Source organism: Actinoplanes sp. CA-142083, assembly GCF_050942195.1.
In the GTDB taxonomy this organism is placed as follows: domain Bacteria; phylum Actinomycetota; class Actinomycetes; order Mycobacteriales; family Micromonosporaceae; genus Actinoplanes.
Genome location: NZ_CP192076.1, coordinates 5,594,354 through 5,620,647, shown reverse-complemented (window position 1 = coordinate 5,620,647; position 26,294 = coordinate 5,594,354). Strand labels below are relative to the sequence as shown.

The window sequence follows — 26,294 nt, the reverse complement described above, 5'->3', positions numbered from 1 at the left end:
GGACCCGGGGGCGCGCGGGACCCTCATTCGAAGCGGGAGACGTCGCCGGCGCCGACTCGGATGATCTCGGGCTCGCCGTCGGAGAGGTCGATGACCGTGGTCGGCTCGACGCCGCACTCGCCGGAGTCGACCACCGCGTCGAGCACGTGGTCGAGCTCCTCCTTGATCTCCCAGCCGACCGTCTCCGGCTCCTCCTTGCCCGGCAGCAGCAGCGTGCTGGAGAGCAGCGGCTCGCCGAGCTCCGCGAGCAGCGCCTGCGCCACCACGTCCTCGGTGATGCGCACGCCGACGGTCTTCTTCCTCGGGTGCAGCAGCCGCCGCGGCACCTCCTTGGTGGCCGGGAGGATGAACGTGTACGGGCCCGGGGTCGACGCCTTCACCAGGCGGAACGACGCGTTGTTGATCTGCACGAACTGGCCGAGCTGGGCGAAGTCGTGGCACATCAGCGTGAAGTGGTGCCGGTCGTCGAGGTGCCGGATCTCCCGGATCCGGTCGAGCCCGTCCTTGTTGCCCATCCGGCACCCGAGCGCGAAGCATGAGTCGGTCGGGTAGGCGATCAGCCCGTCGTCCCGCACGATGTCCACGATCTGGCGGATCGCCCTCGGCTGCGGATTGACCGGATGTACGTCGAAATACTTCGCCACTCCGGGCAGCCTATTGCAAGCCACGCCCCGCCAAGTGGCCATCCCCCGGGCGCGTCACCGCTGGCAGGCTCGAAGTCGTGCGGAACGTTGCCGTGTTGACGACGTCTACGGTTCTCCCGTTCGAGCTGGCCGTCTACTGCGAGGTCTTCGGGATCGACCGGACCCATCGGGGTGTGCCGGCTTTCGACTTCGCGATCTGCTCCGAGCACCCCGGCGTGCCCGTGCCTATCCCGGGCGGCCTGCACGTCACGCCGACCGAGGGGCTGGAGCGGCTCGCGGCGGCCGACCTCGTCGCGGTCGCGCCGCCGATCTCGCCCACCCGGGAGGTCAGCCCGGCGGTCGCGGAGGCGCTGCACGCCGCCGCCGCCCGCGGCGCCCGGGTGGTTCCGGTGTCCGCGGCCGGAATCGAGCTGTGCCTGCGTCTGATCCGCGAGGATCACGGTTCGGTGGTCGCCGAAGCGGTCACCTGCGGCATGGTGCTCGGCCCGCGTCCGGCCCGTCCGGCGCCCCCGCCGCTGCGCCGCCCCGACGACGGCATCGACAAGCTGCTCGACTGGGCCCTCGGCAACCTGCACGAGGACCTGTCGATCGACGTCCTGGCCCGCCGGGCGTTCCTGTCCACGAGGTCGTTCGCCCGCCGGTTCCGGGCCGCGACCGGCACCACCCCGTACGCGTGGATCCTCGAGCAGCGCGTCCGCCTGGCCCAGCAGTTGCTCGAGACCGACCCGCGCGTCGGCGTCGAGGAGGCCGCGGGCCGCGCCGGCTTCAGCTCGGCGGCCCTGCTGCGGCAACACTTCCAGCGTCGTTTCGGCTGCTCCCCGTCGGAGTACCGAGCCCGCTTCGCGACCACATCGCCCGGATGACCGCGGCCATGTCCTCCCCGCCGAAGCCCTGCTGCTCGGTCTCGGCGTAAAGCTCGCGGCACACGTCCAGCAGCGGCGCCTCGATCCCGCGCTTGGCCGCGGCCTCCACGATGAGCCGGTTGTTGTAGTGCACGTCCCGGATCGAGGCCTGCGCCGCGAAGTCCCCGTCCACGATCTTCCCCGCCTTGCCCCGCGACACGTAGCTGGCCATCGGCCCGGCGTCGAGCACGCTGCGCAGCGTGCCCAGGTCGAGCCCGTGCCCCTCGGCGAAGTGGAACGCCTCGGCCAGCCCGGTGACCATGCTGATCAGGAAGGTGTTGACCGCCAGCTTCATGAGCAGCCCGTTCGGCGCCGTCCCGCAGTCGACCACTTCCCGGCACATGGGCGCCAGCAGCGGGCGCACCTGCTCCCGATCCTCGGGCTCGCCGGCCAGCATGGCGACGAGTTGTCCCGCCTCGGCCGGTCCCCGCGATCCCGACACCGGCGCCTCGACATATCGCCCGCCGGCAGCGACAACCCGCTCGCCGAGATCCGCGGAGTACTCCGGCGCGGTGGTGCCCATGTGCACCACAGTGCGCCCTTCGACGTACGGCCCGATCACGCTGTCGATGGCCTCGGCGTTGGCGAGCATGAGAAAGACGACTCCGGCCTGTTCGAAGACCTTTTGCGGGCTCTCCGCGAAGCGCGCGCCGTCCAGCGGCACGCCGGACCGCGTCCAGACGACCAGATCGTGGCCGGCCGCCACCAGGTTCGCGGCCATCGGCCGCCCCATCACCCCGAGCCCCAGAAATCCCAGCACCATGCCCACAAGATAGGGCGGCGGACGTCGGCCGACCGCCGCGATCGTGCGCAATGATCCCGCCATTCGCGGGGGAGTCCTCAGACGGCGTTCCGCAGGCCGCGGTCGGTGAGGGCGAGGAGGCCGGCGAGCGCGCAGGCCGCCGCGCTGCCGGCCAGCACCAGCTGGGGCGCGGCCACCGAGGCGAGCAGCGCGCCGGCGGCCGCTCCCAGCGGGGCGGCGGTCGCCAGCAGGCCGCGTTGCAGGCCGAAGACGGCGCCGTGTGCCGACGGGTCGGTCCAGCGTTGCAGGGCCGAGGTCTCGATCGTCGTGTACGGACCCCAGATCGCCCCGCTCACCAGGAACAACCCCGCCGCCACCGTGGAGTCGCCGACGACCAGCAACGGCAGCATGCTCGCGCCCCACAGCGCGGCCCCGGCGGCGTTGACCCGGCCCGGCCGGTCGCGGGCCAGGCGAGGCGCGGCGGCCAGCGAAAGGATCGCCCCGAGGCCGAACGCGGCCCAGATCATGCCGTAGGCGCCGGCGTCGCCGCCCAGCCGCTCCCGCACGAACGCGGGCGTGACCGTCTCGAACGGCCCGTACAGGAAGTAGTAGGCCGTCGACAGCGCGATAAGCGCGACCACCCGGCGGGGCATCCGGCGTGACCCGCGTGCCGGCACGCCGGCGGCGCGGGCGCCCGTGCCGGGCAGCGATCGCACCACGAACAGCGCGGCGAGCAGCAGGCCGGCCGGCACCACGACGGCGTACACCGGGCCGAGCAGGGCGAACGACGGCCCGACCAGGACGCCGGCGGCGAGCAGCGGCAACTGCTCGCTCAGCCCGATCACGGTGTTGGCCCGGCCGAGCAGGGGCGCGCCGACCAGGCGGGGGATCGCCCACCGGGTGGCGGCGTACGTGCCGGGGCTGGTCGCGCCGCACAGACCTCCGGCCACGAGGACGGCGGCGATCGGCAAGTTGCCCGCGACCGCTCCGCACGCGATCAGCGCGAGGAGCGCCGCACAGCGCACGGCGAGGTCGCCGGCGGCGACCCGGCGCGCACCCCATCGGTCGACCGCGCGCCCGGCCGGCCGCCCGGTCAGCAGCGTGGGCAGCCGCATCGCCAGCACGACCAGGGCGGTCTCGAGGCCGGTCCAGCCCTGCGGGCCGGCGATCCAGAGCACCAGCAGCAGCACGATGTTGTCGGCCGCGGCGGCCAGGAAGCCGAGCGCGCCCACCGCCCAGACCGGTGCGGGGATCCGGAGGGCGGGCGCGATCGTCACGGCGTCACGCTGCGGTCGACGGGGCAGTCCGCGCCGCAGGCCGGCCACGTGCAGACCCGGCAGGCGGTGTCGGCGTGGCGGCGCTCGCGGGGCTGGGTGAGCAGCGCCTGGGCCATGCCGTCGACGAGACCGGTCCGGACGTCCGGAGCCAGCGCGTCCAGCATCGCCGTGATCGCCGCGTCGCGCCGCGCGCCCCACGAGGCCAGCAGTTCCTGGCCGCCCGGTGCGAGGTGCAGCGGCACGCCCCGGCCGGTGGAGGCGCCGCGCGTGAGCAGCCCGCGGGCGGTGAGCCGGTCGACGAGCCGCACCGTGCCGGACTGGGTCAGCTCGACGCGCGGGCGCAGCCAGTCCTGGGAGCAGCCGTCGTAGGCGGCGACCAGCGTGAGGGCGGCCAGGTCACGCGCCTCGACGCCGAGGTCGCGCATCTCCGCGCGCAGCCGGTCCTGCATCGCGTTGAGCCAGGCGACCACCACGTTCGCGGTATGCATGACTCATTCATACCGGAACTCTGGCGGGAGCGCCTCCGCAGGACGATGCTGGGGCTTGTGGAAACTGAACTCTTCATCGGTGGCAAGTGGGTCCCCGCGTCCTCCGGGGATCGTTTCGACGTGCTCGACCCGGCGACCGGGGACGTGATCGCCTCGGTGGCCGACGGGAGCGAGGCCGACGCGGCCGCGGCGGTGGATGCGGCGGCCGCGGCGGGCAAGGCCTGGGCGGCGACACCCCCACGCGTACGCGGTGAGGCGCTGCGCAAGGCGTTCGAGCTGATGACCGAGCGGGCCGGCGAGCTGGCCAAGCTGATCAGCCTGGAGAACGGCAAGGCCCTCGTCGACGCGAAGGGCGAGGTCACCTACGCGGCCGAGTTCTTCCGGTGGTTCGCGGAGGAAGCCGTCCGCGGGGAAGGCCTGGTGAGCACCGCGCCCAGCGGGGCCAACCGGATCCTGGTGGTGCGGCAGCCGGTCGGTGTCTGCGTCCTCGTCACGCCCTGGAACTTCCCGGCGGCGATGGCCACCCGCAAGATCGGGCCGGCCCTCGCGGCGGGTTGCACGGTGATCCTCAAACCGGCCAGCGACACGCCGCTGACGGCCCTGGCCATGGCCGCGATCCTGGCCGAGGCCGGCGTCCCGGACGGGGTCGTCAACGTGCTGCCGTCGCGCAGCTCGGGCAAGGTCGTCTCCAAGATGCTCAAGGACCCGCGGGTACGGAAAGTGTCGTTCACCGGCTCGACCGAGGTGGGCCGCATCCTGCTCGCCCAGGCGGCCGACAACGTCGTGAACACGTCGATGGAGCTGGGCGGCAACGCGCCGTTCCTGGTCTTCGCCGACGCCGACCTCGACGCCGCCCTGGACGGCGCGATGATCGCGAAGATGCGCAACGGCGGCGAGGCGTGCACCGCCGCCAACCGCTTCTACGTCGAGGCGTCGGTGGCCGGCGAGTTCTCCCGGCGGCTCGCCGAGCGGATGGCCGGCCTGGTCGTCGGCCCGGGCACCGACGAGAAGACGCAGGTCGGCCCCCTGGTCAACGAAGACACCGTGAGCAAGGTCGACGGCCTGGTCAAGGGCGCGCTCGAGGGCGGCGCCACCGCGGTGACCGGCGGCAAGCGGCCGGACGGGAAGGGCTTCTACTACCCGCCGACCGTGCTGACCGGCATCCCGGGGGACGCGCCGATCCTGCGGGAGGAGATCTTCGGCCCGGTCGCGCCGATCGTCACCTTCGACACCGAGGACGAGGCCGTGCGGTACGCCAACGACACCGAGTTCGGCCTGGTCGCGTACGTGTTCACCAAGGATCTCGCCCGCGGCCTGAGGGTGAGCGAGGCGATCGAGGCCGGGATGGTCGGCCTGAACCGGGGCCTGGTGAGCGACCCGGCCGCGCCGTTCGGCGGGGTGAAGCAGAGCGGTATCGGGCGCGAGGGCGGACACGAGGGCCTGCTCGAGTACCTGGAGTCGAAATACATCGCGGTCAACTGGTAAGTACCTGAGAGACAGGCCGGGGTCATTGACTCCGGCCTCTCTCGTACCGCTATTGTGCTAGTTATCTAGTGGAATAGGGGTATCAATGATTGAGTTCCACCTGGACGCCCGCTCGGGCGTCGCGCCCTACATGCAGCTCATCCAGCAGGTGCGCCACGCCATGCGGCTCGGCCTGCTCAAGGAGGGCGACAAGCTCCCCACCGTCAAGGACGTCGTCGCCCGCATCGCGATCAACCCGAACACGGTGCTCAAGGCCTACCGCGAGCTGGAGTACGAGGGTCTCGTGCAGCCCCGCCCCGGCCTCGGCACCTTCGTGACCCGCACCCTCGGCGGCGAGGCCGACCTGGCCGCGTACGAGCCGCTGCGCCGCGACCTCGAGGGCTGGCTCGCCAAGGCGCGCGACGCCGGCCTCGACGACGAGAGCATCGAGGCGCTGTTCGTGAACACATTTCGTCACTTTTCGGCAGCAAGAGCGGGCTATTCCACCGGAAGACCAGGGCGGGGATGAAAGATGACCAGCGCTGTCGTCACTGAAGGACTCACCAAGCGGTACGGCCGGCGGCCGGCCCTGTCCGACTGCACCCTCGACATCCCGGCGGGCCACGTGGTCGGCCTGGTCGGGCCGAACGGCGCCGGCAAGTCGACGCTGCTGCAGCTGGTCTGCGGCCTGCTGCGCCCGACCGCCGGCCGGTTGACCGTGCTCGGCGGCGACGTGGTCAGCGGCTCGCCGCGGGTCGGGTTCGTGGCCCAGGACACCCCGGTCTACGGCGGTTTCACCGTCGAGGACCACCTGCGTCTCGGCCGCCACCTCAACCCGTCCTGGGACGACGCGCTCGCCCACGAGCGCGTCGAGCGGCTCGGCCTCGACCCGGCGCAGAAGGCCGGCAAGCTCTCCGGCGGCCAGCGCGCCCAGCTCGCCCTGACCGTGGCCATCGCCAAGCGGCCCGACCTGCTGCTGCTCGACGAGCCGGTGGCCGCGCTCGACCCGCTCGCCCGCCGCGAGTTCCTGCAGGGCCTGATGGAGTACGTCGCCGAGTCCGGCACCAGCGTGGTGATGTCCTCGCACCTGGTCGCCGACCTCGAGCGTGTCTGCGACTACCTGATCGTCCTGGTCAAGTCCCGGGTGCGGGTCACCGGCGAGGTGGAGGAGCTGCTCGCCTCCCATCACCGGATCACCGGCGCGCGCATCGATCCGGCCACGCTCGGGGGCGGCCGGCAGGTGGTGCACGCCCGGCACACCGACGTGCAGTCGACGCTGGTCGTGCGCAGCTCCGCCCCGATCGACGACCCGGCGTTCACGGTCGACGGCATCGACCTCGAAGACCTGGTCCTCGCCTACATGTCCGAGGCCGCGGAGGGCGGCCGCGATCGCGTACTGGAGAAGCAGCGATGATCTGGCTCACCTGGCGTCAGTTCCGTACCCAGGCCGTCGTCGGCTTCGCGGCCGCGGCCGCGATCGTCGTGGTCTTCTGGGCCACCCGCGGAGCACTGCTCGACCTGGCCCGGGACATGGGGTACACGGGCTGCACCACCGACTGCGCGACCCTCGCCGACCAGTTCCTGCGGCGGGCCCAGGAGGACTACTTCGGGCGGATGCTGTTCACCGGCAGCATCCTGCTGTTCGGGCTGCCGGTGCTGATCGGCCTGTTCTGGGGCGCCCCGCTGGTGGCCCGTGAGCTCGAGTCCGGCACTCATCGCCTGGTCTGGAACCAGACCGTCAGCCGCAACCGGTGGCTGGCCGTCAAGCTCGGCGGCGTCGCCCTGGCCACCGCCCTCATCGCCGGCCTGGTCAGCTGGGCCTTCACCGCCTGGGCCAGCCCGATCGACCGGGCCGGCGGCTGGATGACCCCGGACACCTTCACCGTCCGCGGGGTGGTGCCGATCGGGTACGCGCTGTTCGGCTTCCTGGCCGGGGTCACGATCGGGATGCTGCTGCGGCGCACGGTCGCCGCGATGGCGGTCACGCTGGTCGTCGTCGGGGCGATGATGTTCCTGATGATCGGGGTTCTCCGGCCGCACCTGGTGGGGCAGAGCACGTACCGGCAGACGCTGACGGCCGAGAGCGTCGGCGGCATCAGTCTCAGCATGGACGATCCCCGGCGGGACATCCGGGTCGAGGCCGAGGTGCCGGTGCGCGGCGCCTGGATCCTCAGCAACGACGTGGTGACCTCGTCGGGTGTGCCCTGGCGCGGGCCGTACGACCCCCAATACTGCGGACCGAACGCGCCCGGTGACGGTCCGCAGGGTTGCGCCCGGTGGATCGCTTCGCAGAATCTGCAACAAAAGGTGATCTACCTGGGTCCCGATAAGTTCTGGACACTCCAGTGGCGCGAACTGGGTGTTTTGGTGGTAGTTTCTGCGCTTCTCGCGATCTTCTGCTTCTGGTGGATACGACGCCGGGTGGCGTAGGGTCCGAGGGCACTTTGGGTAGTCGGCCGATGCTTACGCACCGGTAGTGAACTATTTTTCACTCCGGCGCCGTACCCCTTGTCGAGCGCATCGTGTGCTGCTCGATACTGGGGAACGTTTTTCGGCGGACCACACAGGTCGGGATCCACCTGAGAGGAATTCTCGGAAATGCGCAAGAAGCTGCTGGCGCTCGCGACGGTCGGGCTGCTGGCTACCGCCACGATGACGGCGTGTGACGACTCCGATGATTCGAGTAACGCCGGTAGTGGCAGCGGGTCCGGCAGTGGCTCGGGCAAGGCTCGGGTCGGTGTGATCCTTCCGGACACCAAGAGCTCGACGCGCTGGGGCAACGACGACCCGAAGTACCTGGAGGCCGAGTTCAAGAAGGCCGGGGTGCCGGTCGAGATCGTGAACGCCCAGGGCGACCGGGCGAACTTCGTGAAGATCGGCACCGACATGGTGAACAGCGGCGTGAAGGTGCTGATCATCGCGAACCTTGACTCGGACACCGGCAAAGAGGTGCTCGACAAGGCCAAGGAAAAGAAGATCCCGACGATCGACTACGACCGTCTGACGCTCAACGGCAGCGCCGACTTCTACGTCAGCTTCAAGAACGAAGTGGTCGGCAAGTACCAGGCTCAGGGCCTGATCGAATGCCTGCGGGTCAAGGGCGTCGTCAACCCGATCGTCGCCGAGCTCAACGGCTCGCCCACCGACAACAACGCCACGCTGTTCAAGGCCGGGTACGACTCGCTGCTGAACCCGAAGTACGACCAGGCGGTCTACACCAAGGGTCCCGACCAGTCCGTGCCCGACTGGGACAACGAGGAGGGCGGCAAGATCTTCGCGCAGATGCTCTCGCAGCAGCCGAAGATCGCCGGCGTCCTCGCCGCGAACGACGGCCTCGCCGGCGCGGTGATCAAGGTGCTGAAGGCGAAGGGCATGGCCGGCAAGGTTCCGGTCACCGGCCAGGACGCCACGCTCGAGGGTCTGCAGGCCGTGCTCTCCGGCGAGCAGTGCGTCACGATCTACAAGCCGCTGAAGCCCGAGGCGATCACCGCGGCCGACCTGGCGGTCAAGCTGTTCAAGGGCAGCAAGCCGACCACCCGCGAGCAGATCAAGGACCCCGAGTCGGGCGGTTACGTCCCGTTCGTCGGCCTCGAGCCGCAGCTGATCACCGCGGCGAAGGTCAAGGACGTGGTCGCGGACGGCTTCGTCGACAAGGCCAAGCTGTGCGCCGGCAAGTACGCCGCGCTCTGCGCGGAGTACGAGGTCAAGTAGTCATCGAGGAGCAGGGGCCAGGCGGATCCGCACGCGGCGGTTCTGCCGGCCCTTGCTCTCGACCTTGACCACCTCGACCCGGCCCACCTGAGCGGTGGAGGCCACGTGGGTGCCGCCGTCGGCCTGCACGTCCAGCCCGACGATGTCGATGACCCGGATCTCCGGCTCCTCCAAGGGCGGCAGCGCGTCCTGGGTCCGCACCAGCGTCGGGATCCGCAGCGCCTCCTCGCGCGGCAGGATCCGCGCCACGATCTTGCGGTCGGCCGCGATCTCCGCGTTGACCGCGTCCTCCAGGGACTGCTTGAACCCCGGCGGCACCTCGGGCAGGTTGAAGTCCATCCGCGCCTCGCCCGGCTGCATGTTGCCGCCGGTGACCAGCGCCCCGAAGTCGCGGAACACCGTCCCGCACAGAATGTGCAGGCCGGAGTGGGTGCGCATGAGCGTGCTGCGGCGCTCGTCGTCGATCGCGCCGCGCACCGTTGTTCCCACCGGGGGCACCGGGTCGCCGGGCGCCGGGATGAGATAGAAGTCGTCTCCCTTGCGGGTGTCGACGATCCGCGTCCGCACGCCCTGCCACAGCAGCACCCCGTGGTCCGGCGGCTGCCCGCCGCCGCCCGGATAGAAGGCGGAGCGGTCGAGGACGATCCCCGCCTCCGGGTCGGAGGCGAGCACGGTGCAGTCCCACTCCCGCAGCGTGGGGTCTTCCCAGTCCAGGCGCGCGCTCATGCCAGCAGCTCCTTCACTCGGGGGATGACCTTGGTGGCGTACAGCTCGATGCCGGTCATCAGGCGCTCGTGGGGCAGCGTGCCGGCCGAGTACTTCAGGTCGAAGCGCTGGACGCCCAGGTCCTTGACGGTCTTGGCGATCTTCTGAGCGACGGTCTCGGGCGACCCGGCGTGCCAGGCGCCCTCGTCGATGTCGGCCTGGAAGCGGTCCCGGGCGAGCGGCGGCCATCCCCGCTCGCGGCCGATGCGATTCATCATGACGCGTACGTGCGGCCAGAGGAGCTCGGCGGCCTGGTCGTCGGTCTCCGCGACGAAACCGGGGCAGTGCACCGCCACCGGGGTGTCCTCGGGCCGGCCGAACTCCTTGAGGGCCCGCCGGTACAGGTCGACGTACGGCGCGAACCGGGCCGGCGCGCCCCCGATGATCGCGAGGACCAGCGGGAAGCCGTACTCGGCGGCGCGGACCACCGACTCGGGGCTGCCGCCGACGCCGATCCACGTACGGATGCGGCCGTTCTCCGTCTTCGGGTAGACCTGCTGCTCCTTGAGGCCGGGGCGGACCGTGCCCTCCCAGGTCACCGGGCCCTCGGTGAGCAGCTTGGACATCAGGTCGGCCTTCTCGGCGAACAGCTTGTCGTAGTCGGCGAGGTCGTAGCCGAACAGCGGGAACGACTCGGTGAACGAGCCGCGGCCGAGAGTGATCTCGGCCCGCCCGTTCGAGACCGCGTCGAGCGTGGCGAACCGCTCGTAGACGCGGACCGGGTCGTCGGAGCTGAGCACGGTGACCGCGGTGCCCAGGGCGATCCGCTCGGTGCGGCTCGCGATCGCCGCCAGGACGACCTCGGGGGAGGAGACCGCGAAGTCGTCGCGGTGGTGCTCGCCCAGGCCGAAGGCGTCGACGCCGAGCCGGTCGGCGAGCACGGCCTGCTCGATCACGTTGCGGATGACCTGCGCGTAGCTCAAGCGGGACCCGTGGGCGTCGGCGGTGACGTCGCCGAAGGTGTCCAGACCGAATTCGACCATGATCACACGCTACCCCCCGCCCCTTTCGTCAGACGCGGCCCTTCAGGCGGCGGCCCATCTCGCGGGCGATCTCCTTCTGGGCGTCGCGCTCGGCCATGACCTGCCGCTTGTCGTACGACTTCAGGCCCCGCGCCATGCCGAGCTCGACCTTCGCCCAGCCGTTGCTGAAGTACATCGACAACGGGACGAGGGTCAGGCCGTTCCCGTCGCGCAGCTGGCTCAGGATCTTCGCGATCTCCACCCGGTGCAGCAGCAGCTTGCGGGTGCGGCGCGGGACGTGGTTGGTCCAGCTGCCGTAGCCGTACTCGGCGATGTGCAGGCCGTACAGCATGATCTCGCCCTCGTGCTCCTGGGCGAACGCGTCGACCAGGGAGGCGCGGCCCTCCCGCAGGGATTTCACCTCGGTGCCGGCCAGCACCAGACCCGCCTCGTACGTCTTGAGGATCGCGTAGTCGTGCCGCGCCTTCTTGTTCGAGGCGATCAGCTTCCGGCCCTGTTCCTTTGCCACCGGCTCACGGTACCGGGCGCCTCATCGCGTAGGACACGCTGCTCAGGCGGTGCGGCTCGCCCTGGACGTGGATCGCGGCCCGCGCGTAGGCCTGCCACCCGGCGGCGCCGGCCCGGTTGAGGTGGCGCAGGTCGTCGAAGCGCTCGTCGGTGCCCCAGCGCAGCACGCCGCCCGGGTGGTGGAAGGTGGCCGTCCAGTCCATGAACTTGTCGGTGCCGAGCGTGCCGGCGGCGCGGTACTCGAGCCGCGCGTATTCCCAGTTGGTCACCCGTTCGATTATGCCAATACCCCTTTCGGTGCGCTGTCCGATCTCGACACCCGTCCGACCACCCCGCCCGCCACCCCTGACCCGATTGAAGGCCAGCCTTCCGCCGACCTTCCGACAGTGACGTGGCTGACTCTTCCCTGAGATAACCCTGAGCTTGGGCTTTATCGGGTTGGGCGGCCCGGCGGGTCCGGCATACCCTTCGGCCGTCAGACGAGGAATGACGTCTCGGGGGGAGACGGCGATGGCTACGGGTGGGATAGCGAGACTGGTCTGCGGGCGATGGTCGAAGTGGATCGTCCTCGGGCTGTGGGTGGTGGTGCTGGCGATCGCGGGACCGCTCGCCGGCAAGCTCTCCGGCGTCGAGAAGAACGACAACTCGGCCTGGCTGCCCGGCGGCGCGGAGTCGACCGCGGTGATGGACCTGCAGAAGCAGTTCCAGCCGGACGACATCGTCCCGGCGATCATCGTCTACGAGCGCGCGAGCGGCATCACCGAGGCCGACCAGGCCAAGGCCGCCGCCGACGCGAAGGCGTTCGCCGGGGTGCAGGGCGTCGTGGGCCAGATCCAGGGACCGGTGCCGTCGCAGGACAAGCAGGCCCTGTCGACGCTGGTGAACGTCAAGGTCGACGAGGACGGCTGGGACAAGATCGTCGACGTCGTCGATGACATCAAAGCCATTTCGGGTACGGGTGAGAACGGGCTCGCCATTTATCTGACCGGTCCGGCCGGCAACGCGGCGGACTCGGCGGGCGCGTTCGAGGGCATCGACGGCACCCTGCTGTACACCACGCTGATCGTGGTGGCGGTCATTCTGCTGATCACGTATCGGAGTCCGATCCTCTGGCTCTTCCCGATCATCAGCGCGGGCGTGGCGCTGACCACCGCGCAGGCGGTGATCTACCTGCTGGCCGAGCACGCCGGCCTGGTGGTGAACGCGCAGAGCGCCGGCATCCTCACGGTGCTGGTCTTCGGCGCCGGCACCGACTACGCGCTGCTGCTGGTCGCGCGGTACCGCGAGGAGCTGCGCAAGCACGAGGACCGGCACGAGGCGATGGCGATGGCCCTGCACCGCGCCGGGCCCGCGATCATCGCGAGCGCCGCGACCGTGGCGATCGGCATGTCGATCCTCACGCTCGCCGAGCTCAACTCGACCTCCGGCCTCGGGCCGGTCGCCGCGCTGGGCATCGTGGTCGGCCTGCTCGCCATGATCACGCTGCTGCCGGCCATGCTGGTCATCTGCGGCCGCTGGCTGTTCTGGCCGGCCCGCCCGAAGTTCGGCACCGCCGAGCCGACCGCCACCGGCTTCTACGCCCGGCTCGGCGCCGGCATCGGCCGCCGCCCGCGCGCCGTCTGGATCGGCACGTCCCTCGCGCTGGGCGTCATGGCGCTCGGCCTGCTGCAGCTCAACGCCAACGGCCTGTCCACCGCCGACAGCTTCACCACCAAGCAGCCGTCGGTCACCGGTGAGGAGGCGCTCGGCCGGCACTTCCCGGCGGGCGGTGGACAGCCGGTCACCGTGATCGCCAACGCGGCCCGGGCCGACCAGGTCCGCCAGGCCCTCGCCGGGGTGGCGGGGATCAGCTCGGTCGCCGACCCGGTGGTCAAGAACGGCCTGGTCCAGCTGGACGGCACGCTGACCGACGCGCCGGACAGCACAGCCGCCCAGGACACGGTGGTCCGGGTGCGCGACGCCGTGCACGCGGTGCCGGGGGCGAACGCCCAGGTCGGCGGCGCGACCGCGATGGTGGTCGACATCAACGACGCCAACCGGCACGACAACCAGCTGATCATCCCGCTGGTGCTGCTGGTCGTGCTGGTCATCCTCGGCCTGCTGCTGCGGGCGATCGTGGCGCCGGTGATCCTGATCCTCACCGTGGTGCTGTCGTTCGCGGCGGCGCTGGGCGTCAGCGCGCTGGTCTTCCGGCACGTGTTCGGCTGGTCCGGTGAGGACACGTCGTTCCCGCTGTTCGTCTTCGTGTTCCTGGTCGCGCTCGGCATCGACTACAACATCTTCCTGATGACCCGGGTGCGGGAGGAGGCGCGGGCGCACGGCACCCGGCGCGGCGCGGTCATCGGCCTCGCCGCGACCGGCGGCGTGATCACGTCGGCCGGCATCGTGCTCGCGGGCACGTTCGCGGCGCTCGGCAGCCTGCCGCTGGTCGCGTTCGCCGAGATCGGGTTCGCGGTCGCGTTCGGCGTCCTGCTCGACACGCTGATCGTGCGTTCGGTGCTGGTGACCGCGCTCAACCTCGACGTCGGCCGGTGGATGTGGTGGCCGTCGAAGCTCACCCAGGTGCGCGACAAGCCCGCCGAGGTCGACGGGCCGGCCGAGCCGTTGTCAGCATCTGAACCCGAACTTACGCACTGACCTACGCGCCTTGCAGGGTCGGGGGACCACCGACCCTGCAAGGAGGCGAGGCCATGAAGGCCGTCCGGGTTCACTCCTACGGCAAGCGACCGTCGATCGACGAGGTGCCCGAGCCCGTGATCTCGGGACCGCTCGACGTTCTGGTCCAGGTGGGCGCGGCCGGGCTCTGCCGCACCGATCTGCACATCATCGAGGGACAGTGGGCCGAGAAGTCCGGCGTGCAATTGCCGTACACGATCGGTCATGAGAACGCCGGATGGGTGCGTGAGATAGGCAGCGCCGTCACCAATGTCGCCGTAGGCGACGCGGTGATCCTGCATCCGCTGGTCACCTGCGGACTGTGCCGGCCCTGCCGCTCCGGCGACGACGTGCATTGCGAGAACTCGCGCTTCCCCGGCATCGACTCCGACGGCGGGATGGCCGAACTGCTGCTCACCACCGCCCGCTCGGTGGTCAAGCTGGCCGGCGGGCTGGAGCCGGCGGCCGTCGCGGCGCTCGCCGACGCCGGGCTGACCGCCTACCACGCCGTCCGCAAGGCGGTGCCGCTGCTGTATCCGGGCACGACCTGCGTGGTGATCGGGGCCGGCGGCCTCGGGCACATCGGCGTCCAGTGCCTGCTCGCGATGACCGCCACCCGCGTCGTGGTGGTCGACCCCAACCCGGCGGCCCGGGCCCTCGCCCAGGAACTGGGCGCGCACGAGGTGTTCGACTCCACCGCCGACCTGCACGACAGCGCGCACGTGGTGCTCGACTTCGTCGGCGAGCAGGGCGCGGAGAAGGAAGGGCTCGCGGTGACGCGGCGGGCCGGCAGCTACTTCGTGATCGGCTACGGCGGCACCATCGACATCCCGACCATCGACCTGATCTCCACCGAGCGCAACATCGTCGGCAACCTCGTCGGCTCCTACAACGACCTCGACGAGCTGATGACGCTCGCCGCGCAGGGCAAGGTCACCCTGCACACCCGGCAGTACCCGCTCGCCGCGGTCAACGAGGCCATGGACGATCTGGAGGCCGGGCGCCTGCAGGGCCGCGGGATCCTGGTGCCCTGATGTACCACAAGGATGGCCACGACTACGTCGTCGTCGACGGTAACGCGCGCTTCTGGGACGGCGGCCCCGCCAACCAGCGCAACCGCTACGGCGAGGGGTACGTCAACTGCCTGTTCGACTACCACACCCACCTGTCGCCCCCGGACCGGCGCTGGACGCTCGAGGAGTTCGAGCGCTGCGCCGAGGACCGGATGATCCACGACCTGTTCGAGGTGGGGCACGCCGACGTGGCCATCCTGCAGTCCACCTGCCTGACCGACTGGTTCGTCAACGGCTTCACCACCACCGCCGAGAGCGGCTCGCTCGCCGAGCGCCACCCGGGCCGGTTCCTCGTCAACGGGCGGTTCGACCCGCGCGACGGCGAGGCCGGCCTGGAGGAGCTCGAGCGGCTGCACGAGCGGTGGCAGCTGCAGGGCGTCACGCTCTGCACCGGCGAGTGGAAGGGCAACAGCAAGGGGTGGAAGCTCAGCGACCCGTGGGCCTACCGGTATCTGGAGGCCTGCCGGTCGCTGGGCATCCGCAACATCCACGTCTACAAGGGCCCGACGGTGTACCCGATGAACCGGGACGCCTTCGACGTGGCGGACGTCGACGACGCCGCCACGGCCTTCCCGGAGCTCCGCTTCGTGGTCGAGCACGTGGGGCTGCCCCGGCTCGACGAGTTCTGCTGGATCGCCACGCAGGAGCCCAACGTGTACGGCGGGCTCGCGCTCGCCCTGCCCTTCCTGCACACGCGGCCCCGGTACTTCGCGCAGATCATCGGGGAGCTGCTGTACTGGCTCGGCGAGGACCGTCTGCTGTTCGGCAGCGACTACGCGATCTGGCAGCCCGGGTGGCTGGTCGAGCGGTTCGTCGACTTCCAGATCCCGGAGGACATGCAGGGGGAGTACGGCGTTCTCACCCCTGCCGCGAAGCAGAAGATCCTGGGGCTGAACGCCGCCCTCCTGTACGACCTGAAAGATTTATTTGACCGCTAGCTCTCCCAGCTCCGACCAGTCGTCCTGGTCGATGGTCTGGCTGATGATCTTCGGGGTCGCCACCAGGTACTGCGGGAGGTCCTGCTGGGCCTGCTTGAAGTGCGCCGACCCGACGTGCGCGGCGCCCGCGTCCCCGTCCCGGAACGCCTCGATGAGCACGTACTCCTGCGGGTTGTCGAGGCTGCGCGACCAGTCGAACCACATGCACCCCGGCTCGCCCCGCGTCGCCCGGGTGAACGGCCCCGAGATCTCCGGCCACTGCTCGGCGTGCTCCGGCTTGATGAGGAACTTGGCGGTAATGAAGATCATGACAGTTCACCTTTCGCGCGATCAGCCATCGGGGTTCCCTCCCCGGCGGCGCGGACGGACGCTGGGTGCATGAGCGGCAAAGGCGCTGGTCTTCTCCAGTCCGTGGAACGGGCGATGCGCGTGCTCGACCACATCGCAGCCTCCCCCTGTCCCGTCGCCGCACGGGATGTCGCCAGTGCGCTCGGCTTGACCCTCCCTACCACCTACCACCTGCTCACCACTTTGGTCACGGGTGGATACCTGGTTCATCTCCCCGAGGAAAAGGCGTACGCCCTCGGCCACCGCGTCGACGACCTGGCCCGGGGCCTGCACCGCCAGATCGCGGTCCCGCCGTCGGTGCAGCGCGTGGCCGAGGTGGTCCACCAGCAGGCCCAGGCGGCGGCCTACTACGCCGCGTTACGCGACGCCGAGATGATCGTCGCGCACGTGGCCGAGTGCTCCGAGCACCCCCGGATCCGGCCGCTGGACGTCGGGTTCCACCAGGCGCCGCACGCCACGGCCTTCGGCAAGCTGATGCTGGCCACGCTGCCCGCCGAGACCCGCGAGTCCCTGCTGGACCACACCGGCACGCCCCCGGTGACCCGGTCGACGGTGACCAGCCGGGCGCTGCTGACCAGCCAGCTGCACCAGGTGCGGGGGACCGGCCTGGCGGTCGAGGTGGACGAGTTCCAGGCCGGGCTGAGCTGCATGGCCGCCCCCGTGACCGACGCGGCCGGCCGCTTCGTCGGGGCGGTGGCAATCTCGATGCCGACGTCCCGGCTGCGGGCGGACCGCTGGACCGCCGAGCGCGCCGTCCGCCTCGGCGCCGTCCGCGCGACCCGGGCCGTGGCGCTGAGCACGGCCGTCCGCTCGGGCCGCCTCACCTGACCGCCTTGTCCGCGATCCGACTGGGCCCTGCCCGGATCGCGGCTGTAGTCCCCGGCGATCGACCCGGCAGCAGCCGTGGCGTGCGTGCGGTCGCGACGGCCCGGACGGGCGCTGCCGGGCGGCTGCCCCGCGAGTGCGGGCCGGATGGGCGCAGCGGCTGGTCGGCGGCGGGTCGAGCCTGGCGGTGGCCGTGGCCTGCGCGCGAGTGCGGGCCGGATGGGCGCAGCGGCTGGACGGCGGCGGGTCGAGCCTGGCGGCGGCTGTGGCGTTACGGGCGGGCGCGGCGGCAGGCGGGCCCGGCAGACGACGGCTTGCCGGCGTGAGCGCGCGTCGCGGCAGCCGTGCGGGCCGGGCGAGCACTGCGGTGCGCGGAGGGGCCGGACGGCCGTGACGGTGGCCGCGGCCTGGGGTTGGGCCCGTCGGCGCCGCTTGGCGCCGACGAGCGAACGGTGGTCAGGGGCGTTTGTCCTCCACGTGGATGACCGTCAGGTCGTGGGCGTCGCGGTCGCGGTTGGCGCGGCCGATCAGGCCCACGGCGAGCGGGGTGTTGTCGTCGTCCTGGGTTATGTCGTCCTGATCCGCGTCGTCCGGGGCGACGTAGGTCAGGATGTCGGGGTGGTGGCTGGTGACGATCCAGCCGGGGACCGACTCCAGGGGGACCGTGCCGAAGTCCGCCGAGGCCGAGCCGGCCTGGACCGGCCCGTGCTCGCGGAGGATCGTTACGGCCTGGGCTGCCAGATCGTCCGCGGGACTGACCAGGACGACGCAGGTGCCGTGCTCGAACAGCACCCACGACTTCTCGTCACCCACGATGATCTGCCGCCAGGTGTCTACCAACGGATCCTTGTCCGCCATGCGGCCCGCCTTCCTCAAGTTCCGAGTTGCGGTCCGAAGTATGCCCCCCGGGTACGACACTTTCCGCACCTAGCGCCCTGACCTGCGACAACACCGGGTCCACAGTGGCGCCGCCGCCCGGTGACGGCGTCGGAGGGCCGCGATCAGCCCATATTCGATCGCGGTCGCCGCGCCGGCCGCGGATGGCCGCGCCCGAGCCGGGCGCGGCCAAGCGCAGGCGGCTAGGAGATGGCGGCGGAGACGGCCGGGTACCAGCGGTCGGCGATCTTCACGTCGCCGGCGTTGCTCGGGTGTACGCCGTCGTAGGTGTCGGTGGCCGTGTTGAAACCGGTCCACTGGTCGACGACCGTGATGGGGGAGGCCGAAGTCGACAGCGACGACGCCCACGCGGGGATCGCGGCGTTGAGGTTGACGACCCGGGCCGCGCACTCGGTGCAGTTGGCCGGGTTCATCGGGATGATCTGGGCGACGAGGATCTTCATGGTCGGCTTGGAGGCGCGCATCTGGCCCACGAGCCTCGTGAAGGCGGCGAGGATCGTCGGCGTCGGGATGTTGTTCCACACGTCGTTGGTGCCGAAGTGCATCATCACGACATCGGGGTGGGTGGCGGCCAGCCAGCCGACGAGCTGGTCCTGGTTGGCGACGCTGGTGGCGAGGAAGCCGCCGTGGCCCTCGTTCTCGCCGTCGTAGGTGAAGCCGCAACCCTGGGGTGGCAGGGTGCCGACGAAGTCGACCCGGGCGGCGGGCAGCTTCTGCCACAGCAGCGCCCGCCAGCAGCCGGGGGAGCCGGTGATCGAGTCACCCAGCGCCATGATCTTCACCGGCGAGCCGGCCGGGGGAGTGGTAGGGGGAGTCGTCGGCGGTGTGGTGGGCGGCGTTGTAGGAGGAGTTGTCGGTGGCGTGGTCGGTGGCGTCGTCGGGGTCACGCCGCCCGTGCAGGTCACACCGTTGAGGGCGAAAGCAGCGGGCACCGGATTGCTGCCCGTCCACGACCCGTTGAAGCCGAAGGAAGCCGTGCCACCGGTGGCGATGGCGTTGTTCCAGGCGGCGTTGCGCACGGTGACCGCGGATCCGGACTGGGTCACGGATCCGTTCCACAGTTGCGTCACGGTCTGTCCGCCGCCGAAGGCGAACGCCAGCGACCAGCCGTTGATCGGGTCGCCGAGGTTGGTGACGTCCACGGCGGCGCCGAAGCCGCCCGGCCACTGGCTCGAGACCGTGTACTTGACCTGACAGCCGGCGGCGGCCGAGGCCTGGCCGGCGGTGACGACGGCGGCGGCCGTCAGGGCGGTGGTGGCGACGGCGAGGATCGCCAGTCTTCGTCGGTGCATGGGGGTCCTCCCGGAGGACGCGGGATGTGGGTGGGGACCTTGACTACGAACGCGGAAGCCCTCAATCTGGGAGCGCTCCCATCCATGACTTTAAATCTAAGGGGCTTCGCGTGGCCACCAGGAGAAAGATCGCCGCCGTCTTCGCGGTCGCGACCGTCGGCACGGGGCTGCTGGCGGTCGCGGCCCGTGCGGACGCCGCGGCGGGATGTCAGGTGAAATACACGGTCACGAATACGTGGCCCGGCGGCTTCGGGGTGGCGGTCGACGTGACCAACCTCGGCGACCCGATCAACGGCTGGACCCTCGGCTTCGCCTTCCCGGGCTCGCAGACGATCAGTCAACTGTGGAACGGTGTGGTCACGCAGACCGGCGCGAGCGTCCAGGTCAAGGACGCCGGCTACAACGCCGCCCTGGCGACGAACGCGACGACGAGCTTCGGCTTCAACGGGAACGGCACGGCCGCGACCCCGGCAGCTTTCACCCTCAACGGTACGGCGTGCACCGGCGCGACAAATCCGACAAGTCCCCCGACGACCGGACCGACCACGACGCCGCCCACCACGCCGCCCACCACGCCGCCGACGACCCCGCCCACCACGCCGCCCACCCCACCGCCGACCGGGCCGGTCACGGTCAACGGCAAGCAGGCCGAGCGCCTCGACCGCGGCGTGGTCAGCGTCCATTCCAGCAGCGGCAACCTGATCAGCTGGCGCTTGCTCGGCACCGACCCGGGCGGCATAGCGTTCAACGTCTACCGCGGCGCCACCAAACTGAATGCCGGCCCGATAACCGGCTCCACCAATTACCTCGATTCCGGGGCCGCCGCCGGGCAGACGTACACGATAAAGGCCGTTGTCAATGGCGCCGAGCAGGCCGCCGAAGGCCCGGCGCTGAACTTCGCGAACGGCTATCTGGATGTGCCGATCCAGAATCCGAACAGCTCGCTCTACACCGCCAACGACGCGAGCGTCGGCGACCTCGACGGCGACGGCAAACTCGACATCGTCCTCAAATGGGATCCGACGAACGCCAAGGACAACTCGCAGTCGGGGGTGACCGATCCCGTCTACGTGGACGGTTACAAGCTCGACGGCACCCGTTTGTGGCGGGTCAACCTCGGCCGGAACATCCGGGCCGGCGCGCATTACACCCAATTCCAGGTGTACGACTACGACGGCGACGGCGATGCGGAAGTGGCCATGAAGACCGCCGACGCCACCGTCGACGGCACCGGCCGGGTCATCGGCGACGCGAACGCCGACTACCGCAATTCCAGCGGCTACATTCTTTCCGGCCCCGAGTTCCTGACGATGTTCGACGGACGCACCGGCGCCGCCCTGTCGACGGTGAACTACGAACCGCCGCGCGGCACCGTTTCCAGCTGGGGCGACTCGTACGGCAATCGGGTCGACCGCTTCCTGGCCGGAACCGCTTACCTGGACGGCAGCCGCCCGAGCGTCATCATGGCGCGCGGCTATTACACCCGGTCGGTGATCGTGGCCTGGGACTTCCGGAACGGGACGCTGACCCGGCGCTGGACCTTCGACTCGAATTCGTCGGGAAACAGCGCCTACGCCGGGCAGGGCAACCACCAGTTGTCCATTGCGGACGTGGACGCCGACGGCCGCGACGAGATCATCTACGGCTCGATGGCGGTCGACGACAACGGCGGGCGGCTGTGGAACAACGGCAACGGGCACGGCGACGCCATGCACGTCGGCGACCTCGACCCGTCGCGACCCGGCCTGGAGGAGTTCAAGGTCGACGAGGACGGCAGCAAGCCGTCGTCCTGGTTCGCCGACGCCCGCACCGGCCAGGTCATCTGGTCGACCGCGGCGAACGGCGACAACGGGCGCGGCGTCTCGGCCGACATCTGGTCCGGCAGCCCGGGCGCCGAGTCGTGGTCGTCGGCGGCGGACGGCGTGCGCAGCCCGTCGGGCACGGTGGTTTCCTCGCGCAAGCCCGGCTCGACGAACTTCGTGATCTGGTGGGACGGCGACGCGACGCGGGAGCTGCTCGACGCCACGCACATCGACAAGTACGGCACGTCGGGCGACACCCGGCTGCTGACCGGCGCCGACGTGCACTCGAACAACGGCACCAAGTCGACCCCGTCGCTGTCCGGCGACATCCTCGGCGACTGGCGCGAGGAGGTCATCTGGCCGACGAGCGCCAACAACGCGCTGCGCATCTACAGCACCCCGACCCAGACCAGCCGGCGGATCGTGACGCTGCTGCACGACGCGCAGTACCGCGAGGCCATCGCCTGGCAGAACACGGCGTACAACCAGCCGCCGCATCCGAGTTTCGCGATTCAGTAGATCGTTTCTCGTAAGGACGGGATCCCCGGTTCGCCAATTCGCGCGAGCCGGGGATCTCGGCCATTTGCCGTGAATGGGCACGGCCGCTCTACCGGCGGTCTGGTTGGATGGTGAGGCCGATCACATTTGCGGGCGGAAGGCGGACGCGGCGCATGGCGATGCGGGAAGAGGGATTCGTGGCGGTCCGCGAAAGGCTGGAACGCCGGGTTCTGCCCTATGTGCTCTGGCTCAGCGCCGGCATCTATTCGCTGCTGAAATTCGTCGACAGCGACCTCAAGCTGGAGGGCTGGGAGTTTCCGCTGATCCTGGTCACGCTGGCGGTCGTGCTGCACCTGGCCGACCTGACCCGGACGGATCTGCTGGCCGAGTTCGGCACGTCGCGCCGGGCCGGCGACGGCGTGGCGAAGCGGTTGGACGACATGGCGCTCGCCTTGCGCAACGCCGAACGCGACCTGGACGACATCAAGGGCCTGATGTCCGACGGGAGCAACCTGCGGGTCTTCGACTCCGCCGACGAGTACTTCAAAAGCCTGCGGATCGCGGTCGAGCAGGCGAATTCCCGGCTCTGGGTCTGTTACGTGCGCGAGCGCCCGCCGGAACAGCAGGGCGACGCGGCCCGGGAGTATTTCTCCTACTGCGACCAATGGGTCAAACAACCCGGCCACAGCATGCGGCGGGTCGTCTTCGTCCGGCCCGACAACCACGAGATGAAGAAGTGGCTGCTGGGCGAGCGCCGCAAGACGGCGAATCCGGCCGCCCACTATCAGATCCGCATGCGGCCGGAAACGCCGAAGGACAAGATCAGCGTGGGGCTCATCGACGACAAGCTCATTTTCTGCTCGTTTGCCGGCGACCGCGACGACATCCAGGGGTTCAGCCTTGAGAACGCGCGCCTCGTGCAGCATTTCCGGGCGTATTTCTCGCGCATGTGGGACATGGCGGAGGTGCCCGGCGAGGGCCGCACCCGCTAGAGCCGGTCGGCGGGCACCTGCTCGATGCGGGTCCAGCCTTTCCAGCCGCGTTCCTCCAGGATCGCCATGAGCCGCTTGGCGCCCGGCGAGGACTCGAGCATGGTCGTGTCCATCAGGTCGGCGAACGCGTCGTCGAAGGGGCCGTCCCCGGTCTCGCCGGCCTTGACCGCGCGGATCAGGACCTTCTCCATGACGTCGGCGATCTCGACGATCCGGGGGTCGTCGGGCGGCCAGTCGAGCGCGTCGCTCACCAGGTGGTAGAAGCGCACCATGTCGGGGTTGTCGAGGTCCTTGTGCTTCTGGGCGATCACGAAGTCGATCAGGTCCGGCACCCGGGCGGCCACCATGATCCAGCCGTCGCGTTCCAGCTCGATGTAGCGCTCCTGCAGGCCGAGGCCGCGCAGCCGGTCGAGGTAGCCGACGACGCTGGGCGGGAGCGTGAGCTGTTCGCCGGCGGCGAGCCGGGCCAGCCGTACGCGTGTGGCCTGAAGCCGGCGGATCTCGGCGCGCAAATCCTTGTCGATCTCCTGCACGCCGTCGGCGAAGGCCGCAGGGCCGGCGTCCAGGAGCTGCTGCACCCGCGACAGCGGCACGCCGGCGTCGGTCAGCGTCCGGATGCGGATCAGCCGCACGATCGCGGAGGCGTCGTAGATCCGGTACCCCGAGCGGTCGCGCCCGGGCTCCGGCAGCAGCCCGACGTCGTGGTAGTGCCGGACCGCCCGCACCGTCACGCCCGCGTACGACGCCAGCTGGCCGATGGTGAGCATGACTCTCAGCCTGCCTCAGGCGATCTTCCGGCGGTAGGCGGCCATCGCGAACGCGTACGCCACGACGAGCAGCCCCGCGCACCAGCCGAGGGCGATCCAGACGTCACCGCCGACCGGCTCGCCGGCGAACAGCGCACGGATCGTGTTGACGATCGGCGTCACCGGCTGGTGCTCGGCGAACCAGCGGACCGGGCCGGGCATGGTCTCGGTGGGCACGAACGCCGAGCTGACGAACGGAAGGAAGAGCAGCGGGTAGGCGAACGCCCCCGCGCCCTCGACCGTCGACGCGGTGAGGCCCGGGATCACGGCGACCCACGTGAGCATCAGCGTGAACAGCAGCAGGATGCCGGCGACCGCCAGCCACGCGAGCGCGCCGGCCCCGGTGCGGAAGCCCATGAGCAGGGCGACCCCCACCACGATCACCAGCGAGATCAGGTTGGCGGCAAGCGAGGTCAGCACGTGCGCCCACAGCACGCCCGAGCGGGCGATCGGCATCGACTGGAAGCGCTCGAAGATGCCGCTCTTGAGATCCATGAACAGCCGGAACGCGGTGTACGAGATGCCCGACGCGACCGTGATCAGCAGGATGCCGGGCAGCATGTAGTCGATGTAGCTGACCGGGCCGGTGTCGATCGCGCCGCCGAACACGTACACGAACATCAGCATGAGGGCGATCGGCATGATCGCGGTGGTGATGATGGTGTCGAGGCTGCGCGTGATGTGGCGCAGGGTCCGCCCGGTCAGCACGGCGCTGTCGCCGAGGAAGGTGGTGGCGCTCATGCCTGCTCCCTGCCGTCGTTGATGATCGCGAGGAAGATCTCCTCGAGAGTGGGCTGCTTCTCGACGTACTCGACGGTGGCGGGCGGCAGCAGCTGCTTGAGCTCGTCGAGGGTGCCGTTCGCGATGATCCGTCCCTGGTGGAGGATCGCGATCCGGCCGGCCAGCTGCTCGGCCTCGTCCAGGTACTGCGTGGTGAGCAGCACCGTCGTGCCCCGCCCGGCGAGGTCCTTGATCGTCTCCCACACCTCGAGGCGGGCCTCGGGGTCGAGGCCGGTGGTCGGCTCGTCCAGGAAGATCACCGGTGGGTTCCCGATGAGGCTCATCGCGATGTCGAGGCGGCGGCGCATGCCACCCGAATAGGTCGACACCCGGCGGCCGCCGGCTTCGGTCAGCGAGAAGCGGCCGAGCAGATCGTCCGCGATCGCGCCCGGATCCGGCAGGTGCCGCAGCCGTGCGACGAGCACCAGGTTCTCCCGGCCGGTGAGGATCTCGTCGACGGCGGCGAACTGCCCGGTGAGGCTGAACGACTCCCGCACCCGCGCCGGGTGGGTGGCGACGTCGAAGCCGTTGACGCTCGCCGTCCCGGCATCGGCTCTCAGCAGCGTGGCGAGGATCCGGATGAGCGTGGTCTTGCCGGCCCCGTTGGAGCCGAGCAGGGCGAAGATGCTGCCCCGCCCCACGTCGAGGTCCACACCCCGCAGCACTTCGAGTTTCCCGTACGACTTCTCGATGCCCCGTACCTGAATCATCGTCACAGGATGCGGGGTTGACGCAGCGTCAGGGTCAAGCGTCGACGCGCTCGGGTTCGGAACGGGCCGCCAGCCGCGGCTCGAGCAGGAACGTGACCACCCCGCCGAGGGCGAAGGCCGCGGCGACGAAGGGCGCGCCCCGCAGGGCGGTGGACAGCATGAGGCTGCCGATCAGCGCGCCCGCGGTGATGCCGACGTTGAAGGCGGTCGACACGGCGGCCGAGGCCATGTCGGTGCCGGCCGGCGCCACCTGCAACACGCGGGTGCCGTTGACCGTGACGATCCCGGACAGGGCGAAGCTGCCGGCCGCGACGGCGACCACCGCCGCGCCCGCGTGGGCCGCCCACAGGCCCTGCAGTGCCAGGGCGACCGTCTCCAGCGCGGTCAGCGCGACCAAGGCCCGCCAGGTGTGGCGCTCGGGCACGAAGCCCGCGACGACCACGCCCGACATGCCGGCCACGCCCCGGATCAGCAGGACTCCGGCGATCAGCGACGACGAGATGCCGCTGACGTCGGTGAGGAACGGCGTGATGACGGTGATCGCGGTGAACACGCCGGTCACCGTCACCGCGGTGGCGACGACCAGGGTGCGGTAGCGGGCGCGGTTCGGCTCGCTGCCCCGGTCGGCGTGACCCTCGCCGGGCGGGATGTCGGGCATGAGGCTGACGATGATCCCGGCGATGACCAGGCCCGCCACCGACAGCGCCAGGAACGGCGCGCGCCACCCGAGCTGCTGACCCAGCCAGGTTCCGGCGGGCACCCCGATCAGCGGGCCGGCGGAGCTCCCCGCGTACAGGACGGCTATGGCGCGACCCCGCGCCCGCGGAGGAAAAAGGCCGGCGGCGGCGGGTGTCACGACCGCCCAGAAGACGGCCTGACTCAGTGCCGTCACGACCCGGCCGGCCAGCAGGAAAGGGTAGGACGGCGCGATCGCGGAGAGGGCGGTCGCGCCGGCCGCGATGAGCAGCAGGGCGGTGAGCAGGCGCCGGCGCGGCCATCGGTGGGTGAGGCGGGTGAGGGGGATCGTCGCGACCACGACGACCAGACCGTACGCGGTGACGAGCAGCCCGACCGACGACGGGGAGACGTGCACGCCGCCGGCGATCTGCGGAAGCAGGCCGATCGGGAGCGTTTCGACGGTGACGAAGAAGAAGGTCGACAGGGCCAGGGCGACCAGGACGATCCGCGCGCGCAT

27 protein-coding genes are annotated in these 26,294 nt (G+C 70.5%); 12 read left to right on the top strand and 15 right to left on the bottom strand.

All coding sequences use genetic code 11. From position 1 onward, the window contains the following. Window positions 1-23: 23 nt before the first annotated feature. On the bottom strand, window positions 24-644 hold the full coding sequence (locus tag ACQPZX_RS25825; RefSeq protein ID WP_433359926.1) for an L-threonylcarbamoyladenylate synthase: 621 nt from the start codon (window positions 642-644) through the stop codon (window positions 24-26). Between the two features lie 77 nt (window positions 645-721). Here ACQPZX_RS25825 and ACQPZX_RS25820 point away from each other — a divergent pair, with 77 nt between their 5' ends. Beyond that, entirely contained in the window at window positions 722-1,507 is a 786-nt protein-coding gene (locus ACQPZX_RS25820) for a GlxA family transcriptional regulator (protein ID WP_433359924.1), read from the top strand. On the opposite strand, the gene ACQPZX_RS25815 is transcribed toward ACQPZX_RS25820, so the two are convergent. The 3 genes from ACQPZX_RS25815 to ACQPZX_RS25805 all read right to left on the bottom strand — a co-directional run bounded on the left by ACQPZX_RS25815 (window position 1,410) and on the right by ACQPZX_RS25805 (window position 4,053). Beyond that, on the bottom strand, window positions 1,410-2,309 hold the full coding sequence (locus tag ACQPZX_RS25815) for an NAD(P)-dependent oxidoreductase (RefSeq protein WP_433359921.1): 900 nt from the start codon (window positions 2,307-2,309) through the stop codon (window positions 1,410-1,412). The two genes, ACQPZX_RS25820 and ACQPZX_RS25815, sit on opposite strands and share 98 nt — an antisense overlap. A gap of 77 nt (window positions 2,310-2,386) precedes the next feature. Next, on the bottom strand, window positions 2,387-3,565 hold the full coding sequence (locus tag ACQPZX_RS25810) for an MFS transporter (RefSeq protein ID WP_433359919.1): 1,179 nt from the start codon (window positions 3,563-3,565) through the stop codon (window positions 2,387-2,389). After that, on the bottom strand, window positions 3,562-4,053 hold the full coding sequence (locus tag ACQPZX_RS25805; protein ID WP_433359916.1) for a MarR family winged helix-turn-helix transcriptional regulator: 492 nt from the start codon (window positions 4,051-4,053) through the stop codon (window positions 3,562-3,564). Before ACQPZX_RS25805 ends, ACQPZX_RS25810 begins: the two co-directional genes overlap by 4 nt. Window positions 4,054-4,098: 45 nt before the next feature. Here ACQPZX_RS25805 and ACQPZX_RS25800 point away from each other — a divergent pair, with 45 nt between their 5' ends. The 5 genes from ACQPZX_RS25800 (at window position 4,099) to ACQPZX_RS25780 (ending at window position 9,228) form a co-directional block, all read left to right on the top strand. Next, on the top strand, window positions 4,099-5,538 hold the full coding sequence (locus tag ACQPZX_RS25800; RefSeq protein ID WP_433385432.1) for an NAD-dependent succinate-semialdehyde dehydrogenase: 1,440 nt from the start codon (window positions 4,099-4,101) through the stop codon (window positions 5,536-5,538). 85 nt (window positions 5,539-5,623) lie between these two features. Further along, window positions 5,624-6,046 carry a GntR family transcriptional regulator gene (locus ACQPZX_RS25795; RefSeq protein WP_433359913.1) on the top strand — a complete coding sequence of 141 codons (423 nt, stop codon included), beginning with the start codon at window positions 5,624-5,626 and terminating at the stop codon, window positions 6,044-6,046. 3 nt (window positions 6,047-6,049) lie between these two features. After that, on the top strand, window positions 6,050-6,931 hold the full coding sequence (locus ACQPZX_RS25790) for an ABC transporter ATP-binding protein (protein WP_433359910.1): 882 nt from the start codon (window positions 6,050-6,052) through the stop codon (window positions 6,929-6,931). Then, window positions 6,928-7,947, top strand: coding sequence for an ABC transporter permease subunit (locus tag ACQPZX_RS25785; protein ID WP_433359907.1), 1,020 nt, complete (start codon window positions 6,928-6,930; stop codon window positions 7,945-7,947). The genes ACQPZX_RS25790 and ACQPZX_RS25785 overlap by 4 nt, the downstream gene beginning before the upstream one ends. A 168-nt stretch (window positions 7,948-8,115) precedes the next feature. Further along, entirely contained in the window at window positions 8,116-9,228 is a 1,113-nt protein-coding gene (locus ACQPZX_RS25780; protein ID WP_433359903.1) for a sugar ABC transporter substrate-binding protein, read from the top strand. Here the strand turns inward: ACQPZX_RS25780 and ACQPZX_RS25775 are convergent, their stop codons facing one another. The 4 genes from ACQPZX_RS25775 to ACQPZX_RS25760 are packed head-to-tail and all read right to left on the bottom strand — an operon-like array spanning window position 9,229 to window position 11,752. Beyond that, a complete protein-coding gene (locus ACQPZX_RS25775) occupies window positions 9,229-9,954 on the bottom strand; it encodes an alanyl-tRNA editing protein (protein ID WP_433359900.1) in 726 nt (241 codons plus the stop codon). After that, on the bottom strand, window positions 9,951-10,976 hold the full coding sequence (locus ACQPZX_RS25770; RefSeq protein WP_433359897.1) for an LLM class flavin-dependent oxidoreductase: 1,026 nt from the start codon (window positions 10,974-10,976) through the stop codon (window positions 9,951-9,953). The genes ACQPZX_RS25775 and ACQPZX_RS25770 overlap by 4 nt, the downstream gene beginning before the upstream one ends. Before the next feature lie 28 nt (window positions 10,977-11,004). Then, window positions 11,005-11,484 carry an SsrA-binding protein SmpB gene (gene smpB / locus ACQPZX_RS25765; protein WP_433359894.1) on the bottom strand — a complete coding sequence of 160 codons (480 nt, stop codon included), beginning with the start codon at window positions 11,482-11,484 and terminating at the stop codon, window positions 11,005-11,007. A gap of 4 nt (window positions 11,485-11,488) precedes the next feature. Next, window positions 11,489-11,752 (bottom strand): hypothetical protein, encoded by a 264-nt coding sequence (locus ACQPZX_RS25760; RefSeq protein WP_433359891.1) that lies wholly within the window; start codon window positions 11,750-11,752, stop codon window positions 11,489-11,491. Between the two features lie 241 nt (window positions 11,753-11,993). On the opposite strand from ACQPZX_RS25760, the gene ACQPZX_RS25755 reads away from it, so the two are divergent. Genes ACQPZX_RS25755 through ACQPZX_RS25745 form a run of 3 tightly spaced genes read left to right on the top strand, consistent with a single transcriptional unit; the run spans window position 11,994 to window position 16,149 of the window. Continuing rightward, the gene (locus tag ACQPZX_RS25755) at window positions 11,994-14,120 is read left to right on the top strand and encodes an MMPL family transporter (protein ID WP_433359888.1); all 2,127 of its coding nucleotides are present in this window, start codon (window positions 11,994-11,996) and stop codon (window positions 14,118-14,120) included. 53 nt (window positions 14,121-14,173) lie between these two features. Then, window positions 14,174-15,172, top strand: coding sequence for an NAD(P)-dependent alcohol dehydrogenase (locus ACQPZX_RS25750; RefSeq protein ID WP_433359885.1), 999 nt, complete (start codon window positions 14,174-14,176; stop codon window positions 15,170-15,172). Beyond that, complete coding sequence (locus ACQPZX_RS25745; RefSeq protein ID WP_433359882.1) at window positions 15,172-16,149, top strand: amidohydrolase family protein; 978 nt, start codon at window positions 15,172-15,174, stop codon at window positions 16,147-16,149. The genes ACQPZX_RS25750 and ACQPZX_RS25745 overlap by 1 nt, the downstream gene beginning before the upstream one ends. On the opposite strand, the gene ACQPZX_RS25740 is transcribed toward ACQPZX_RS25745, so the two are convergent. Further along, window positions 16,135-16,458 carry a putative quinol monooxygenase gene (locus ACQPZX_RS25740; RefSeq protein ID WP_433359879.1) on the bottom strand — a complete coding sequence of 108 codons (324 nt, stop codon included), beginning with the start codon at window positions 16,456-16,458 and terminating at the stop codon, window positions 16,135-16,137. The two genes, ACQPZX_RS25745 and ACQPZX_RS25740, sit on opposite strands and share 15 nt — an antisense overlap. 69 nt (window positions 16,459-16,527) lie before the next feature. On the opposite strand from ACQPZX_RS25740, the gene ACQPZX_RS25735 reads away from it, so the two are divergent. After that, window positions 16,528-17,325: an IclR family transcriptional regulator gene (locus ACQPZX_RS25735; RefSeq protein WP_433359876.1), complete on the top strand. Its 798-nt coding sequence runs from the start codon at window positions 16,528-16,530 to the stop codon at window positions 17,323-17,325. Window positions 17,326-17,778: 453 nt separating this feature from the next. On the opposite strand, the gene ACQPZX_RS25730 is transcribed toward ACQPZX_RS25735, so the two are convergent. After that, on the bottom strand, window positions 17,779-18,180 hold the full coding sequence (locus ACQPZX_RS25730) for a hypothetical protein (protein ID WP_433359873.1): 402 nt from the start codon (window positions 18,178-18,180) through the stop codon (window positions 17,779-17,781). Window positions 18,181-18,401: 221 nt separating this feature from the next. Continuing rightward, window positions 18,402-19,511, bottom strand: coding sequence for a cellulose binding domain-containing protein (locus ACQPZX_RS25725; RefSeq protein WP_433359870.1), 1,110 nt, complete (start codon window positions 19,509-19,511; stop codon window positions 18,402-18,404). A gap of 110 nt (window positions 19,512-19,621) precedes the next feature. On the opposite strand from ACQPZX_RS25725, the gene ACQPZX_RS25720 reads away from it, so the two are divergent. Continuing rightward, window positions 19,622-21,832, top strand: coding sequence for a cellulose binding domain-containing protein (locus ACQPZX_RS25720; RefSeq protein WP_433359868.1), 2,211 nt, complete (start codon window positions 19,622-19,624; stop codon window positions 21,830-21,832). A gap of 152 nt (window positions 21,833-21,984) precedes the next feature. Continuing rightward, a complete protein-coding gene (locus tag ACQPZX_RS25715; protein ID WP_433359865.1) occupies window positions 21,985-22,803 on the top strand; it encodes a hypothetical protein in 819 nt (272 codons plus the stop codon). On the opposite strand, the gene ACQPZX_RS25710 is transcribed toward ACQPZX_RS25715, so the two are convergent. From ACQPZX_RS25710 to ACQPZX_RS25695, 4 genes are read right to left on the bottom strand one after another with little or no spacing between them, the layout of a single operon-like run. Next, on the bottom strand, window positions 22,800-23,570 hold the full coding sequence (locus ACQPZX_RS25710; protein WP_433359862.1) for a MerR family transcriptional regulator: 771 nt from the start codon (window positions 23,568-23,570) through the stop codon (window positions 22,800-22,802). The two genes, ACQPZX_RS25715 and ACQPZX_RS25710, sit on opposite strands and share 4 nt — an antisense overlap. Before the next feature lie 15 nt (window positions 23,571-23,585). Continuing rightward, window positions 23,586-24,350 carry an ABC transporter permease gene (locus ACQPZX_RS25705; RefSeq protein ID WP_433359859.1) on the bottom strand — a complete coding sequence of 255 codons (765 nt, stop codon included), beginning with the start codon at window positions 24,348-24,350 and terminating at the stop codon, window positions 23,586-23,588. Next, window positions 24,347-25,099 (bottom strand): ABC transporter ATP-binding protein, encoded by a 753-nt coding sequence (locus ACQPZX_RS25700; protein ID WP_433359856.1) that lies wholly within the window; start codon window positions 25,097-25,099, stop codon window positions 24,347-24,349. The genes ACQPZX_RS25705 and ACQPZX_RS25700 overlap by 4 nt, the downstream gene beginning before the upstream one ends. A 34-nt stretch (window positions 25,100-25,133) precedes the next feature. Further along, window positions 25,134-26,294: an MFS transporter gene (locus tag ACQPZX_RS25695; RefSeq protein WP_433359853.1), complete on the bottom strand. Its 1,161-nt coding sequence runs from the start codon at window positions 26,292-26,294 to the stop codon at window positions 25,134-25,136.

What these genes read in the sequence shown, in the direction of transcription:
- ACQPZX_RS25815 (WP_433359921.1), bottom strand. Translation starts at nt 2,309, where the DNA reads ATGGTGCTGGGATTTCTGGGGCTCGGGGTGATGGGGCGGCCGATGGCC.
- ACQPZX_RS25805 (WP_433359916.1), bottom strand. Translation starts at nt 4,053, where the DNA reads ATGCATACCGCGAACGTGGTGGTCGCCTGGCTCAACGCGATGCAGGAC.
- ACQPZX_RS25800 (WP_433385432.1), top strand. Translation starts at nt 4,099, where the DNA reads ATGCTGGGGCTTGTGGAAACTGAACTCTTCATCGGTGGCAAGTGGGTC.
- ACQPZX_RS25795 (WP_433359913.1), top strand. Translation starts at nt 5,624, where the DNA reads ATGATTGAGTTCCACCTGGACGCCCGCTCGGGCGTCGCGCCCTACATG.
- ACQPZX_RS25790 (WP_433359910.1), top strand. Translation starts at nt 6,050, where the DNA reads ATGACCAGCGCTGTCGTCACTGAAGGACTCACCAAGCGGTACGGCCGG.
- ACQPZX_RS25785 (WP_433359907.1), top strand. Translation starts at nt 6,928, where the DNA reads ATGATCTGGCTCACCTGGCGTCAGTTCCGTACCCAGGCCGTCGTCGGC.
- ACQPZX_RS25780 (WP_433359903.1), top strand. Translation starts at nt 8,116, where the DNA reads ATGCGCAAGAAGCTGCTGGCGCTCGCGACGGTCGGGCTGCTGGCTACC.
- ACQPZX_RS25775 (WP_433359900.1), bottom strand. Translation starts at nt 9,954, where the DNA reads ATGAGCGCGCGCCTGGACTGGGAAGACCCCACGCTGCGGGAGTGGGAC.
- ACQPZX_RS25770 (WP_433359897.1), bottom strand. Translation starts at nt 10,976, where the DNA reads ATGGTCGAATTCGGTCTGGACACCTTCGGCGACGTCACCGCCGACGCC.
- ACQPZX_RS25755 (WP_433359888.1), top strand. Translation starts at nt 11,994, where the DNA reads ATGGCTACGGGTGGGATAGCGAGACTGGTCTGCGGGCGATGGTCGAAG.
- ACQPZX_RS25750 (WP_433359885.1), top strand. Translation starts at nt 14,174, where the DNA reads ATGAAGGCCGTCCGGGTTCACTCCTACGGCAAGCGACCGTCGATCGAC.
- ACQPZX_RS25745 (WP_433359882.1), top strand. Translation starts at nt 15,172, where the DNA reads ATGTACCACAAGGATGGCCACGACTACGTCGTCGTCGACGGTAACGCG.
- ACQPZX_RS25740 (WP_433359879.1), bottom strand. Translation starts at nt 16,458, where the DNA reads ATGATCTTCATTACCGCCAAGTTCCTCATCAAGCCGGAGCACGCCGAG.
- ACQPZX_RS25735 (WP_433359876.1), top strand. Translation starts at nt 16,528, where the DNA reads ATGAGCGGCAAAGGCGCTGGTCTTCTCCAGTCCGTGGAACGGGCGATG.
- ACQPZX_RS25730 (WP_433359873.1), bottom strand. Translation starts at nt 18,180, where the DNA reads ATGGCGGACAAGGATCCGTTGGTAGACACCTGGCGGCAGATCATCGTG.
- ACQPZX_RS25725 (WP_433359870.1), bottom strand. Translation starts at nt 19,511, where the DNA reads ATGCACCGACGAAGACTGGCGATCCTCGCCGTCGCCACCACCGCCCTG.
- ACQPZX_RS25715 (WP_433359865.1), top strand. Translation starts at nt 21,985, where the DNA reads ATGGCGATGCGGGAAGAGGGATTCGTGGCGGTCCGCGAAAGGCTGGAA.
- ACQPZX_RS25710 (WP_433359862.1), bottom strand. Translation starts at nt 23,570, where the DNA reads ATGCTCACCATCGGCCAGCTGGCGTCGTACGCGGGCGTGACGGTGCGG.
- ACQPZX_RS25705 (WP_433359859.1), bottom strand. Translation starts at nt 24,350, where the DNA reads ATGAGCGCCACCACCTTCCTCGGCGACAGCGCCGTGCTGACCGGGCGG.
- ACQPZX_RS25700 (WP_433359856.1), bottom strand. Translation starts at nt 25,099, where the DNA reads ATGATTCAGGTACGGGGCATCGAGAAGTCGTACGGGAAACTCGAAGTG.
- ACQPZX_RS25695 (WP_433359853.1), bottom strand. Translation starts at nt 26,294, where the DNA reads ATGCGCGCGCGGATCGTCCTGGTCGCCCTGGCCCTGTCGACCTTCTTC.